Consider the following 14295-nt stretch of genomic DNA (forward strand, 5'->3'; position numbering starts at 1 on the left):
AACTAGCACTCCTTTATTAACTATTCATTATTAACTCTTTTACCTTGTTTACATAAGGGTACATAGTAATATCTTCTTTAAAAGCAGGTACTATTTTACGAATATCGTTATATATTTTTCTGGTATTAGTAGATACTTGGTCTTGTACGTTTAGGTATTCTATGGCTTGAACGACAGTAATTAACTCTATAGCTAAAACTTCAAATGCGTTTTCTATTACCTTTTTTGTGATTAACGCAGCATTTGTTCCCATGCTTACAATGTCTTGATTGTCATTGTTGTTAGGGATACTGTGTACATACATTGGGTTTGAAAGCATTTGGTTTTCAGCAGTAGTAGAAGTAGCTGTAAATTGTACACCTTGCATACCAAAATTTAAACCTAACTCTCCTAAATTTACAAAAGGAGGTAAAATATCATTCAGCCTAGTATTTAGTAAATAATTAAGTTGTCTTTCTGCTAGCATAGTAGCTTTTGTAGTGACAATTTTTAATTTATCCATTTCTAGAGAAACGTAGTCTCCATGAAAGTTTCCGCCGTGATATACGTGTTTTTTGTCTACGTTTACAATTGGGTTGTCGTTTGCAGAGTTTACTTCTTCAATTAATATTTTTTCAATACTATTTAAAGAATCTAAAACAGGTCCTAAAATTTGAGGAACGCATCGTAATGAGTAATATTCTTGTACTTTTTCTTTAAATACAGAAACATCTTCATTTTTAGAATATAAATGGTGTTCTCTTTTTCTAGTTAGTTTGCTGTCTTTTAAATGCTCACGCATTGCTTCAGCTATTTTGCGTTGACCAACATGTTTTTTAGATTCGTTAAGTTCTAGAGATAGGTGGTCATCATAAGCTTTTACTATTTCGTTTATTGCTGCAGAACAAGAAATCATCCAGTCAAGTAAACGTCTGGTGTATATTGTGTTTACAATACCTATTCCAGTCATAACCGAGGTTCCGTTCATTAAAGCTAAACCTTCTCTTAATTCAACAGAGATTGGTTTTAAGCCTTCGGCATTAAAAACGTCTTTTGTGGCAAGTCTTTCTCCTTTGTAAAACACTTCTCCTTCACCAATTAAAACTAGAGCTAAATGCGCTAATTGTACTAAATCTCCACTAGCACCAACACCACCATGCTCGTAAATTAATGGTGTTATGTCTCTGTTTATAAGTTCTGTCATTAATTCAATAACAGATTTGTGAACTCCCGAGTGCCCCAATGATAATGTGTTTAATCTGGCAAGCATAGCTGCTTTAACATACATTGGTGGAATTGGTTGTCCTGTTCCAGAAGCATGACTACGTATCAAATTATACTGCAATCTAATACGTTCAGAGTCTTTAATTTTATACTGGGCCATTGGGCCAAACCCAGTGTTTACACCATAGATAACCTTGTTTTCAGAAAATTCTTTTAAAAAATTGAAACTCTTTTCTACTGTTTCTAAAACAGTTGTATCAATAGAGATAGGCTTGTTTTCAATAATAACTTTATAAAAATCTTCTATACTTAATGTTCCGTTAAATGTTAGCATCTATGTGTTTGTTCTATTATTTTTGATAATTTATTTTAATAACTTAAACTAAAATAGTTATTTTGGATTGCAAATTTAAAATAATAAATGAATTTTACTACAATGACTATTAGTGATATAAATGTAGATGTTTTAATTATTGGTGCTGGACCTTCAGGATGTGTGGCAGCTGCTTATCTTCATTCGCAAGGAATACGTGTAAAAGTTTTAGAAAAGAGCAAGTTTCCAAGATTTGTAATAGGCGAGAGTTTGTTACCAAGATGTATGGACCACTTTGAAGAGGTTGGTTTGTTGGACTGTTTAAAAGCTCAAGGTTTTGAAGTGAAATCTGGCGCACGATTTTTAAGAGACGATATTGTTTGTAATTTTGATTTTAGTAAAAAACATACTGATGGATGGAATTGGACATGGCAAGTTCCAAGAGCCGATTTTGACAATACATTGGTACAAGAAATAATAAAGAAAGGTGTTGATGTTGCTTTTGAGCATGAGGTTACCAATGTTGTTATTGCAGATGACGGAACATCTAAAACATCTGTAAAAACCAAAGATGGAGATACATATTTTGTAAACGCTAATTTTATTATAGATTCTAGTGGTTATGGTAGAGTATTACCAAGGCTTTTAGGTTTGGACAAGCCGTCTCAAATACCAGAACATTCATCAATTTTTGGACATGTAAAAGATGTTAGAAGACCTGAAGGAAAAGAAGGTACAATAATAACATTTGATGTTTTAGATAAAGATACGTGGTTGTGGGTTATTCCTTTTTCTAATGGAAATACAAGTATAGGCTTTGTAGGTAAGCACGAATTTATAGAATCTGAAAGTGGAACCACTGCTCAACGCTTAAACGCCTTGTTGAAACATTCTAAATACTACAGAGACAGGTTTCAAGGTTTAGATTATTTGTTTGAACCTATTACCATAAAAAACTATTCTAAAGCGGTAACTAAATTTTACGGAAAAGGATTTGCTTTAACCGGTAATAGTGCAGAGTTTTTAGATCCTGTTTTTTCATCAGGCGTTACATTTGCAACCGAGTCTGCTTTACAATCATCCAAGCTTATAGCCAAAGAGCTGAAAGGAGAAACTGTAGATTGGAAAGAAGAATATGAAGGCTACATTAAAAAAGGTGTTGATGTTTTTGCAACGTACGTAAAAGAATGGTACACAGGAAATTTACAAACTTTGTTTTTTCACAGACCAGAAAACCCAGATGTAAAACGTCAAATATGTGCAGTTTTAGCAGGTTACGTTTGGGATGAAACTAATCCGTTTGTAAAAAAGCATAACAGAGCTGTTAAAACAATGGCTCATTTAATCAATATGGAAAAAGAAAAAAGCGAATAAAACACTGTTCATTCGCTTTTAGTATTGGTTTAAATAAAAATATTATTTAGCCTTTTTTCTAATGTTTGCCGCAAACTCTTTACCTAATTTAGCGTAAGCTTCAGATATTCGGTAGCCAGAATTATAATCGTTACCCATAGCACCGTAACCTTCAACCTTAGTATAGTTTACAGAAAATAATACAGTATCAGGATTGTCGCTTTTTACTAGTGAAATTGTAGCTTCAAGTTTCGCGTTTTGTCTCATAACACCAACATTATAACCTGGGTATAAAAAGGTTGTGTGAATTTTTAACGTGTATTCAGCACCCATGTTTTTACCTACAGAAACTTCGTTGTTTTTCCAGCGTTTGTTAAATGATTCAATAAATTTTGGTTCGTAACGATCTTCTCTATCACCAAACCATGAGTTTTTAAATTTTTCACCACCGCCAACTTCTTTCTCTTCACGTTTGGCCATTTTGTCTTTTAAGAATTCTTCTTCAGAATCATATTTAGGGATTTCCAAATTAGAGTAATCAAATTCTAAATTGTAAACAGAAATTCCTTTTAAGGCACTCCAATCTCCTTTTGTAACTTTTGCCTTTTGAGCCATAATAGTAGTAGACACAAATAATACAGCAACAAATAAAATGTTTTTCATAATATTTTAAAAATAATTGATTTAGACAGCTAAAATAATAGAACTTTTTCTAAAAAAGTATACGACAATCAACGTATTTTTAAAATAAGAAAAGCGATAAAAAGATATTTTACTCTTTAGATAAGTTTGTAAGCATTTCTTCAGTGATGGCTTCTAAATCAAAGTTGTGTGTCCAATTCCAGTCTTGGCGTGCTTGAGAATCATCAATGCTTTTAGGCCAAGAGTCTGCTATTTCTTGTCTGAAATCTGGTTTGTAAGAAATTGTAAAATCTGTAATATGCTTTTTTATTGCGTTGGCAATATCAATAGGTGTAAAGCTAATTGCAGCTAAATTGTATGAGGATCTTATTTTTACAGAATCACTGTCAGCATGCATTAAATCTACAGTTGCTTTAATGGCATCATCCATAAACATCATTGGTAACTCGGTGTTTTCAGATAAGAAACATTCGTAGGTTTTGTCAGCAATAGCTTTGTGATAAATATCAACAGCGTAGTCTGTTGTTCCGCCACCAGGAAGCGTTTTCCAGCTTATAATTCCAGGGTATCTTATGCTTCTTACATCAACGCCATATTTGTTATGGTAGTATTCACACCAGCGTTCTCCTACTTGCTTTGTAATACCATAAACTGTTGAAGGTTCCATAATGGTATATTGCGGCGTGTTTTCTTTTGGGGTTGTAGAACCAAAAACGGCTATACTAGATGGCCAAAACACTTTTTTAATAATGCCTTCTTTGGCTAGATTTAAAACATGAAATAACGAATCCATATTTAAATCCCATGCTTTCATAGGAAATTTTTCTCCAGTAGCACTCAACATGGCAGCCATTAAGTAAATGGTGTTTATGCTATGTTTTTCTATACAAATTTTTACAGAAGAATAGTCTTGAGCATCAAGAATTTCAAAAATTCCAGAGTTAACAACGTCTAAATTTCCGTAATTAATATCACTAGCAATAACATTTTCATTACCGTGAATGTCTCTTAATTTGTGGGTTAATTCAGATCCTATTTGGCCACAGGCGCCTATTATTAAAATTTTTGAACTCATTATTTCCTATTAAAAAGTTCACAAAAATAGCAAGAATTTAATGATGAAATAAAGTTTTTAGTATAAAATACCTAGTTTAAAAGTATTTGTGTAATTGCTACAAAAAAATAATGAAAGCAATATATTTGTAGTGTTTACCTTAAATGATGAGAATGAAAATTTTAAGTATTTTATGTTTAGCGGTTTGTTTGTTTTCTTGCAAGAAAACATCAACAGGTACAGAAGTGTCAGTTCAAAATACTACCGAGAGTTCTATTATATCCATTAGCGATATTGAAGCCTTAAAATATGTAGACTACGCATTAGACAATAAAGCTGATAAAATTATTTCAAATTGGATGAAATATTACGAATTAGAAACAGTGGTTTCTAATCTAAAAAAAGCAGATATATCATATTTTAAAAACAATTCTGAAATTCTTGAAGCACTTATAAAAGACTTAAAAAGTACCATTCCAGAAAAATTTCAAACACCTTTAATACAAGCTAGAATTTTAGCATTAGAAACAAAACTTTATAAGTTAGAAGGTGTTGCAAACTTATCAAACATTCAAAAAAAAGAACTTCTATTATCTGTACAAGAAGTATTGGTGGCTTTTTCTAACCTAAACTTACAAATGAATAAACAGGTTGAAAGAGAGAGTCAAAGAATTCAAAAACCTTAAACACAAAAAAACTATTTATTAATATTTTGTTAATATGTAGCAATTTTAAGTTTCAAGGCTCTAAATAGTAGTAAATTGTACTACCAAAAATTAAACACAAACTTTATGAAAACCAACATTCAAAGGCTTTCTCTATTTAGCGCTATAGCGTTTATGGGCTTAACAGCTTGTAAAGAAGATGCTAAAAAAGAAACGGCTATTGTAGAGGAAGAAGCAATTCCTGGAATCAATTTAGAATACATGGATACCTCGGTAAAGCCAAGCGAGGATTTTTTTAAGCATGTAAATGGAAATTGGCTTAAAACAAACACAATTCCAGACGATAGATCTCGTTGGGGAAGTTTTGATGAGCTTAGACAAAAAACAGACGAAGACGCTTTAGGAATTCTTAAAGCAGCTATGTCTGATAATAAAGATCTAGAAAAAATAGATGTATTACCAGGTTCAGATCAAGAAAAAGCTGTTTTTCTTTATCAAACTATTATGGATACAGTTTCTAGAAACAAACAAGGTATCGAGCCTCTAAAACCAGTTTTAGAAAAAATAGACAACATTAAAAACATTCAAGACCTTCAAGCTTATTTAATAGAAATGGAGCCTAAAGGAGGCGCTGGGTTTTTTGGGTTTGGAGTAGGAGCTGATGCCAAAGATAGCAACATGAATGTTGGGTATTTAGGAACAGGAGGATTAGGACTTCCTGATAGAGACTATTATGTAAAAGACGATGAAGATTCTAAAGAGAAAAGAGAAAAATATGTGGCGCATATAACAAAAATGCTTCAGTTTTTAGGAGATTCAGAAGCCCAAGCAAATGCCCAAGCAAAACAAATTTTGGCATTTGAAACAAGCCTAGCAAAACCAAAAATGGATAAAGTTGAGTTGAGAGATGCTAGAAAAACTTACAACCCAACTGCTGTTTCAGATTTACAAAAAATGGTGCCTGCAATAGATTGGAAAGCTTATTTTGACGGAATTGGTGCTAAAAATTTAGATACAGTTATTGTTAGTCAACCAAAATACATGAAAGAACTACAAAATATTTTGGCTAAAGAAAATGTATCCAATTGGAAAGCTTACTTACGTTGGTCAGCACTTAATGGAGCAGCTGGCATGCTAAACGATGAGTTAGACCAAGCAAACTGGGATTTTTATAGCAAAACACTTCGTGGTGCTAAAAAGCAAAGACCAAGAGATGAGCGTGCGCTACAAACAATAAACTGGACAGTTGGTGAGGCATTAGGAAAGCTTTATGTAGATAAAAAGTTCCCGCCAGAAGCAAAAGCAAAAGCCGAAGAGATGATTCAAAATGTTATTAAAGCATTTGAGCAAAGAATCTCGGTATTGCCTTGGATGAGTGAAGACACAAAGAAAAAAGCTATTGAAAAACTTCAAGCTACGCAAATTAAAATAGCGTATCCTGATAAATGGAAAGATTATTCTGCTTTAAAAATTCAAAGTGTTGAAGAAGGAGGAAGCTACCTTCAAAATATGCAAAATGCAAGAGCTTGGAACTATCAAGAAGATATTGAAAAATTAGGAAAACAAGTAGATAAAAGCGAGTGGTATATGGCGCCACAAGTTGTAAACGCTTATTTTAACCCTTCTTATAACGAAATTGTATTTCCAGCGGCAATATTACAACCACCTTTCTATAATTACAAAGCTGACGATGCTGTAAATTACGGAGGTATTGGTGCTGTAATTGGTCATGAAATATCTCATAGTTTTGACGATTCTGGAGCACGTTATGACAAAGATGGAAACCTAAACAACTGGTGGACAGATGAAGATTTAGAAGAGTTTACAAAACTAGGAAAAGCATTAGCTGATCAATATAGTAGTTTAGAAGTATTACCAGATGTACATATTAATGGTGAATTTACTTTAGGTGAAAACATTGGAGATTTAGGAGGTGTTAATGCTGCTTACGATGCATTACAAATGAGCTTAAAAGAAAATGGAAATCCAGGAGAAATAGATGGTTATACACCAGAACAACGTTTCTTTATGTCTTGGGCAACTGTTTGGAGAACATTATATAGAGATGATGCTCTTAAAACGCAAATTAAAACAGACCCACATTCACCAGGAATGAATCGTGCTGTACAGCCTTTATTAAATGTTGATGCTTTTTATGAAGCATTTAGTATAAAAGAAGGAGATAGTATGTATATAGCACCAGAAGAACGTGTTAAGATTTGGTAATAAATCATAACAGCATAAAAAAAGCGAACTGAAAAGTTCGCTTTTTTTATTTAGTATTTAAAAGAATATAAACAGGTTTTTACTTGTTCATATTTTTTATTTCTTCCATAAAAGTTTCTAAATCTACACCATTGCTTACTAGCGTTAAAGCTTTGTCAACAACGTATTTTACGTTATCTGGCGTAAACCCAAGACCAATACCAATCTTTCTTAAAACCAACTCTTCATGATCTCCTTTTATGTGATCTACATAAACCATACGCGCTAAATCATATAAACGCTCTAAACGCTTATCATAAGATGTTGGTGGGTTGATAGGATGAGATTGGTAATCCTTCAAAATTAATTTATAATCAGCTTCACTGATATCCAAATTTCTAGCTAATCGGTCTAAAAAAGACTTTTCGTCTTCACTAATAATACCATCATCCATAGCTACTCTAACTATGGCAGCAAAATGATCTTCGTTACGTTTTTTAAACCCGCTATCAAATAAATCTGAAATTGACATATGTTCTTGTTTTTTAAAGTCGTGCAAATATAATTAAACTTCCTTCATTATTTAAATGAAAACTCTCCCTTTTTTAATAGCAAGTATTTGCAAATAGAGTAGTAACTATGAGTTTTGATTTTTAGTATAACTCTTAACAAAAATTTCTCATAGCAATAAATAGTCAAAAACAATGTAAGTTTTATCTTTGTCATCAAAATATCAGAGTCTTGAGTAAATCTATCCTCTCGCAAACGTATGATCAGGCTTTGCAAACGCAAAATTTGCACACCGCTATTGCCCAATCTCAAAGTAGAACACATCTTAAAGGACTTGTAGGGTCGTCTTTTTCTTTCGTTTTATCTGAAACTTTTAAGCAATCTAATAAGCCTTTCTTACTTGTTTTTAATGATAAAGAAGAAGCTGCTTTTTACCTTAACGACCTTGAGGTAATGCTTAATGGTAAAGACGTGCTTTTTTATCCAGGCAGTTATCGTAGACCTTATCAAATAGAAGAGACTGATAATGCCAATGTGTTATTAAGAGCAGAAGTGCTAAACCGTATTAACTCTCAAAAAAAACCAGCAGTCATTGTAACCTATCCTGACGCACTTTTTGAAAAAGTAGTTACGCGACGTGAATTAGAAAAAAACACCTTAAAAATCGCGGTTAATGATAATCTTTCTATTGACTTTGTAAACGAAGTGTTATTTGAATACAAGTTTAAACGTGTAGATTTTGTTACAGAACCAGGCGAGTTTTCAGTACGTGGTGGTATTGTAGATGTGTTTTCGTTTTCTCATGATGAACCTTACCGAATTGAGTTTTTTGGCGATGAGGTAGATAGTATTAGAACTTTTGATGTTGAAACACAATTATCAACAGAGCAAATAAAAAAAATAAGCATCATTCCTAATGTTGCTAATAAGTTTTTAGAAGAAAGTAGACAGAGTTTTTTGAAATACATGGCTCAAAAAACAGTGGTGTTTATAAAAAATGCCGATATGCTATTTTCAAGAATTGACGACTTTTATGGTAAAGCAGAAGAAGCTTTTCAAAAGTTATCTAAAGACATAAAGCACGCAGAACCTGAAGCATTGTTTTGTAATGCTGCTTTGTTAAAAAAACAATTGTTAGATTTTACTTTGGTTGAGTTTGGAACGTCAAATATTTTGACAAGTAGTTCTGATGCCGCAAAAGTTATTACATACAACACAACACCACAGCCATCTTTCAACAAACAATTTAATGTGTTGATAGATGATTTAAACCTGCATCATAATAAAGGTTATACAAATTATATAGCATGTGTAAGTGAACAGCAAGCCAAACGATTTCATGATATTTTTGAAGATGTAGATCACGATGTGCATTATAAAACGGTTGTTTTATCCTTGTTTCAAGGCTTTGTAGATCACGATAACAAAATTACGTGTTATACAGATCATCAAATTTTTGAACGATATCATAAGTTTCATTTAAAAAATGGTTATGCAAAAAAGCAAGCCATAACATTAAAAGAGCTTACAAATCTAGATATAGGTGATTATGTAACTCATATAGATCACGGTATTGGACGATTTGGAGGTTTGCAAAAAATAGATGTTGAAGGCAAAAAACAAGAAGCTATAAAGCTTATTTATGGTGAGCGTGATGTGTTATATTTAAGTATACATTCGCTTCATAAAATTACCAAGTTCAATGGTAAAGATGGAAAACCACCAAAGGTTTATAAACTAGGAAGTAAAGCTTGGAAAACTCTAAAGCAAAAAACTAAAACACGTGTAAAAGAAATTGCTTTCAATCTGATAAAACTTTATGCCAAGCGTAAGTTAGAAAAAGGCTATCAGTATAATCCTGATAGTTATATGCAGCATGAGTTAGAAGCATCATTTTTATACGAAGACACACCAGACCAAAGTACAGCTACTGCTGATATTAAAGAAGACATGGAAAGTGAACGCCCAATGGATCGTTTGGTTTGTGGTGACGTAGGCTTTGGTAAAACTGAAGTCGCTATTCGTGCGGCATTTAAAGCGGTAGATAATGGTAAACAAGTCGCTGTTTTGGTGCCTACAACTATTTTGGCATATCAACACTATCGTACGTTCAAGGAGCGTTTAAAAGATTTTCCTGTAACAGTAGATTATGTAAACCGATTCAGAACCGCTAAAGAAAAACGAAACACGCTTGAAAATCTTGAAAGTGGCGCCATAGATATTATTATTGGTACTCATCAGCTAGCAAATAAAAATGTTGCTTTTAAAGATTTAGGTTTGCTTATTGTTGATGAAGAACAAAAATTTGGAGTTGCTGTAAAAGAAAAATTACGAACACTAAAACAAAATGTTGATGTGTTAACGCTTACTGCAACGCCAATACCTAGAACACTTCAATTTAGCCTTATGGCAGCAAGAGATTTATCGGTAATTACAACACCACCGCCAAATCGATATCCTATAGAAAGTCACGTAATTCGTTTTGGCGAAGAAACCATTCGTGACGCTGTGAGTTATGAAATAGAACGTGGAGGACAAGTTTTCTTTATTCATAACCGTATAGAGAATATAAAAGAAGTAGCAGGAATGATTCAACGTTTGGTGCCAGATGCCAAAATTGCCGTTGGTCATGGTCAAATGGATGGTAAAAAACTAGAGCAACTTATGCTGTCGTTTATGAGTGGCGAATTTGACGTTTTGGTTAGTACAACCATTATAGAAAGTGGGCTTGATGTACCAAATGCTAATACCATATTTATTAATAATGCTAATAATTTTGGTTTAAGTGATTTACACCAAATGCGTGGTCGTGTTGGTCGAAGCAATAAAAAAGCGTTTTGCTACTTTATAACTCCAGAGTATTCTGCTATGACCGAAGACGCCAGAAAACGTATTACAGCTTTATCACAATTTACCGAGCTAGGAAGTGGTTTTAATATTGCAATGAAAGACCTTGAAATTCGTGGAGCAGGTGATTTGTTAGGCGGAGAGCAAAGCGGATTTATTAACGATATAGGGTTTGACACGTATCAAAAAATATTAAACGAAGCCATAGAAGAGCTTAAAGAAAACGAGTTTAAAGAGCTGTATCAAGACGAAGGTAAACCTAAAGAGTATGTAAAAGATATTACAATTGATAGTGATTTTGAGCTTTTATTTCCAGATGATTACGTAAATAATATTACAGAGCGTTTAAATCTGTACACGCAACTAAATAATCTTAAAACTGAAGAGGAATTACAAAAATTTGAATCTGAAATTATAGATCGTTTTGGAGAACTGCCAACACAAGTTGTAGATTTATTAAATAGTGTGAGAATAAAATGGATCGCAGCAAAAATTGGCCTAGAAAAATTAGTGATGAAGCATGGTAAAATGGTAGGTTATTTTATCAATAATCAACAAAGTGGTTTTTACCAAAGCAGTGGTTTTACTAAAGTGTTACAATTTGTACAATCACATCCGCAAGCTTGTAAAATGAAAGAAAAGCAAACACGAGCAGGCTTACGATTGTTACTAACCTTTGAGCGTATAAAAACTGTAGATCAAGCACTAGCTGTTTTAAAACCAATTTTGGCTCAATAATTGAATGTAAAAGAAAAAACAATGATGAAAAAACATATTTTAATACTGCTTTTGTTTCCAATAATGCTGTTTTCACAGCACAATATTAAAGGTGTTTTTTCACCTGCCGAATCATTCACATTTGCATTATTATACAAGTCTACACCAGAAGGAGCAAGTTATATAAACCAATCAAAAATTGAATCTGACGGATCGTTTGTATTTAATTTAGATCAAAACGCGGAAACAGGTATTTATAAAATTGTTTATGCAATTCCGCCAGAGGATAACAATTTTGAGGTGTTTTACAACGGTAGAGAGCATGTGACTTTTCACTTTGATTTGGATAAAGGTTTAAGCTTTTCAGAATCTTCAGAAAATATACTTTGGCATACATATACTGATAGTATTTCAAAATTAAATGGTGAGATAAGTAAACTTTACGCTTCAAATTCACCTAATAAAAAATCATTGGAAGCCGTTTTTAAAACACTTGATAAAACGCAAGATGATTTTGAAAAGCAAGCAGCAAACATGATGATTTTGCCTTTTGTAAAATCAAACAAAATGTATGTTCCTAAAGCATTTGAAGATGTAGAAACGTATTCAGTAAACTTAATGACACATTATTTTGATGCGATAGATTTTGGTAATCCATTAATTCAAAGTTCAGATTTTTTGATAAATAGAGTAGAAGCCTATGTGTTTGCAATGCCAGAAAATGAAAAAGCGTATAAAAAAGCAATAGATCACGTGGTAAAGGCTGTAGGAGATCAAAACTCACAAACAAAAATTTATTTACTAGAAACACTTTGGCAACACATGCTTAATAATAATCAAGCATCAGTTGCAACGTACATTAGTGACACTTATTTGTTACCGCTGGCTAAAGCATTTAATAGAGCAGATTTAGAACAGGTGCTTGTTAATTATAACAAAACCGCTATAGGCAAGAAAGCAACAGATTTTAAGTTCACATATTTAGAAAAAAAGAAACCAATAAAAACTTCATTATACGAGGTAGATATGCCTCATAAAGGATTGTTGATTTTTTGGAGTAGTACTTGCAGTCATTGTTTACAGGAACTGCCAAAAGTAAAGGCTATCATGGAAAAACATCCTGATGTTAAAGTTATAGCGTATGGGCTTGAAGATGGTGTTTTAAATTGGAAAAAAACAATTACTGACTTTCCAGATTTTATACATACTTATGATTTAGGGAAATGGGATAGTCCGTTGGTTGAAGATTATGGAGTTCAAGCGACACCAAGTTATTTTATATTAGATAACGACAAAACTATATTAGCAAAACCAGAACACGCCGAAGATTTAGAAGCGTATTTTCAAGATTAATTAAAAATGATAAAACGCATCTTCGTAATGCGTAACCGTTTCGGTTGTATTGTTTTTTAAAACAGCAATCACGTCAAAGCGTGCTTCTAGATCAATATCATTTTCAGTAATATAGGCATCCATGGCTTTTACCAGTAACTTAACTTTTGAAGGTGTAACAAATTCTTGAGGATCGCCAAAAAAAGCTGAATTTCTAGTTTTAACTTCAACACAAATCATGGTGTTTTTACATTTGGCAATGATATCAATTTCTGCTTTTTGAAATCTAAAATTTCGCTCAATAATTTCATAGCCTTTAGATTCTAAATAATCTGTAGCTAACTGTTCGCCTATTTTACCAAGTTCGTTATGTTGTGCCATTTTATTCCTACGAAAGCAGAAATCCCTGCTTCAATTTAAAATCGTTTCACTTTTCAAAAACCACCGTTGATTTATCCTTGTCAACAGTCAATTTTACAGTGCTTCCCAATATCATGGCGCGATTGTCTTTTTCATGACCAGCAGGCATATTAAACGCAATCGGGAAATCGTAATCAGCCAAAGCATCTAAAATAAGTTGCTCAATAGATGTTCCCCAAAGCGTTGTGTTTTTACGAAGCTTTGTCATGTCGCCTACTAAAACACCTGCGCAATTATCAAAATAGCCAGCGCGTTTTAAACTTTGTAACATACGGTCTATATGATATTTATACTCGCCAATTTCTTCTATAAATAAAATTTTCCCAGAAGTATTAATACTGGTGTTTGATCCTAACATTGTGTGTAACATAGTTAAGTTGCCACCAACAATAGGTGCTGTTACAACACCAGATTTATTGTAGCTTGAACCTTTTAGAGTATAAGAAAGAGACTCACCAAAAATAGCAGCTTTAAACGTGCTCACAGTTTCTGGAATTTCGGTTAAATCTTTTGTAAGGCTCACGCACATCATAGCATGTATAGTTTCAAATCCTTGGTTATGAAATAAATTATGAAGTGCAGTTATATCACTATAACCTATAAGCCATTTAGGTTTTGTTTTAAGTTTTGTGAAATCCAGTTTGTCTAAAATTCTTACAGCTCCATATCCACCACGAGCACACCAAATAGCACTTATAGTTGGGTCGTCCATAGCTTTTTGAAAGTCTTCACAACGCTCATCATCAGTTCCAGCAAAATGGTTTGCTTGACTAAAAACATGTTTGCCAACAACAGCATGCAAGCCCCAGCTTTTAATTAAATCAACAGCTTGTTGTACTTCGCCTTGGCGATTTTTTAATATTCCTGAAGGCGCTACAATAGCAACGGTATCGCCTGCTTTAAGATATTCTGGTTGTATCAAATTAGTAGTGGTTTGTGAGTGTTTATTTTGCGCAAAAAAGGCTTGTATTCCGAAGAAAAAAACCAAACAACATAAACATATTTTAAGGACAAATTTAGACATATTGTAAATG

Annotated in this window: 11 protein-coding genes; 5 read left to right on the forward strand and 6 right to left on the reverse strand. The window is 32.9% G+C overall.

Annotated features, from left to right (window positions below; all coding sequences use genetic code 11):
* Positions 1-16 precede the first annotated feature (16 nt).
* On the reverse strand, positions 17-1537 hold the full coding sequence (locus tag ACN5J3_RS01655; RefSeq protein ID WP_417290735.1) for an HAL/PAL/TAL family ammonia-lyase: 1521 nt from the start codon (positions 1535-1537) through the stop codon (positions 17-19).
* A gap of 87 nt (positions 1538-1624) precedes the next feature.
* Between ACN5J3_RS01655 and ACN5J3_RS01660 the strand changes: the two genes are divergently transcribed.
* Positions 1625-2890: an NAD(P)/FAD-dependent oxidoreductase gene (locus tag ACN5J3_RS01660; RefSeq protein WP_418508956.1), complete on the forward strand. Its 1266-nt coding sequence runs from the start codon at positions 1625-1627 to the stop codon at positions 2888-2890.
* Between the two features lie 42 nt (positions 2891-2932).
* Here the strand turns inward: ACN5J3_RS01660 and ACN5J3_RS01665 are convergent, their stop codons facing one another.
* Positions 2933-3532: a hypothetical protein gene (locus ACN5J3_RS01665; protein ID WP_418508957.1), complete on the reverse strand. Its 600-nt coding sequence runs from the start codon at positions 3530-3532 to the stop codon at positions 2933-2935.
* 109 nt (positions 3533-3641) lie between these two features.
* The gene (locus ACN5J3_RS01670; protein WP_418510539.1) at positions 3642-4586 is read right to left on the reverse strand and encodes an NAD-dependent epimerase/dehydratase family protein; all 945 of its coding nucleotides are present in this window, start codon (positions 4584-4586) and stop codon (positions 3642-3644) included.
* A 152-nt stretch (positions 4587-4738) separates the two neighbouring features.
* Between ACN5J3_RS01670 and ACN5J3_RS01675 the strand changes: the two genes are divergently transcribed.
* Both ACN5J3_RS01675 and ACN5J3_RS01680 read left to right on the forward strand, forming a co-directional pair.
* Positions 4739-5251: a hypothetical protein gene (locus ACN5J3_RS01675; protein WP_418510540.1), complete on the forward strand. Its 513-nt coding sequence runs from the start codon at positions 4739-4741 to the stop codon at positions 5249-5251.
* Positions 5252-5356: 105 nt separating this feature from the next.
* Positions 5357-7456: a M13 family metallopeptidase gene (locus ACN5J3_RS01680; RefSeq protein WP_418510541.1), complete on the forward strand. Its 2100-nt coding sequence runs from the start codon at positions 5357-5359 to the stop codon at positions 7454-7456.
* Positions 7457-7535: 79 nt separating this feature from the next.
* Here the strand turns inward: ACN5J3_RS01680 and ACN5J3_RS01685 are convergent, their stop codons facing one another.
* Entirely contained in the window at positions 7536-7967 is a 432-nt protein-coding gene (locus ACN5J3_RS01685) for a TerB family tellurite resistance protein (RefSeq protein ID WP_418510542.1), read from the reverse strand.
* 209 nt (positions 7968-8176) lie between these two features.
* Between ACN5J3_RS01685 and mfd the strand changes: the two genes are divergently transcribed.
* On the forward strand, positions 8177-11530 hold the full coding sequence (mfd, locus tag ACN5J3_RS01690) for a transcription-repair coupling factor (RefSeq protein ID WP_418510543.1): 3354 nt from the start codon (positions 8177-8179) through the stop codon (positions 11528-11530).
* A 21-nt stretch (positions 11531-11551) separates the two neighbouring features.
* Entirely contained in the window at positions 11552-12862 is a 1311-nt protein-coding gene (locus ACN5J3_RS01695) for a TlpA family protein disulfide reductase (protein ID WP_418510544.1), read from the forward strand.
* Here ACN5J3_RS01695 and ACN5J3_RS01700 read toward each other — a convergent pair whose 3' ends face one another.
* Together ACN5J3_RS01700 and ACN5J3_RS01705 are read right to left on the reverse strand one after the other, a co-directional pair.
* Positions 12863-13222, reverse strand: a complete 360-nt coding sequence (locus ACN5J3_RS01700; protein ID WP_418508964.1) for a YraN family protein — start codon at positions 13220-13222, stop codon at positions 12863-12865. It lies immediately after the preceding gene.
* 46 nt (positions 13223-13268) lie between these two features.
* Complete coding sequence (locus tag ACN5J3_RS01705; RefSeq protein ID WP_418510545.1) at positions 13269-14285, reverse strand: S66 peptidase family protein; 1017 nt, start codon at positions 14283-14285, stop codon at positions 13269-13271.
* Between the last annotated feature and the right edge of the window lie 10 nt (positions 14286-14295).

This window comes from Corallibacter sp., from assembly GCF_048381695.1.
GTDB lineage: Bacteria > Bacteroidota > Bacteroidia > Flavobacteriales > Flavobacteriaceae > Corallibacter > Corallibacter vietnamensis.

Coding starts and splice junctions, on each gene's coding strand:
- ACN5J3_RS01655 (WP_417290735.1), bottom strand. CDS start 1,537: ATGCTAACATTTAACGGAACATTAAGTATAGAAGATTTTTATAAAGTT.
- ACN5J3_RS01660 (WP_418508956.1), top strand. CDS start 1,625: ATGAATTTTACTACAATGACTATTAGTGATATAAATGTAGATGTTTTA.
- ACN5J3_RS01665 (WP_418508957.1), bottom strand. CDS start 3,532: ATGAAAAACATTTTATTTGTTGCTGTATTATTTGTGTCTACTACTATT.
- ACN5J3_RS01670 (WP_418510539.1), bottom strand. CDS start 4,586: ATGAGTTCAAAAATTTTAATAATAGGCGCCTGTGGCCAAATAGGATCT.
- ACN5J3_RS01675 (WP_418510540.1), top strand. CDS start 4,739: ATGAAAATTTTAAGTATTTTATGTTTAGCGGTTTGTTTGTTTTCTTGC.
- ACN5J3_RS01680 (WP_418510541.1), top strand. CDS start 5,357: ATGAAAACCAACATTCAAAGGCTTTCTCTATTTAGCGCTATAGCGTTT.
- ACN5J3_RS01685 (WP_418510542.1), bottom strand. CDS start 7,967: ATGTCAATTTCAGATTTATTTGATAGCGGGTTTAAAAAACGTAACGAA.
- ACN5J3_RS01695 (WP_418510544.1), top strand. CDS start 11,552: ATGATGAAAAAACATATTTTAATACTGCTTTTGTTTCCAATAATGCTG.
- ACN5J3_RS01700 (WP_418508964.1), bottom strand. CDS start 13,222: ATGGCACAACATAACGAACTTGGTAAAATAGGCGAACAGTTAGCTACA.
- ACN5J3_RS01705 (WP_418510545.1), bottom strand. CDS start 14,285: ATGTCTAAATTTGTCCTTAAAATATGTTTATGTTGTTTGGTTTTTTTC.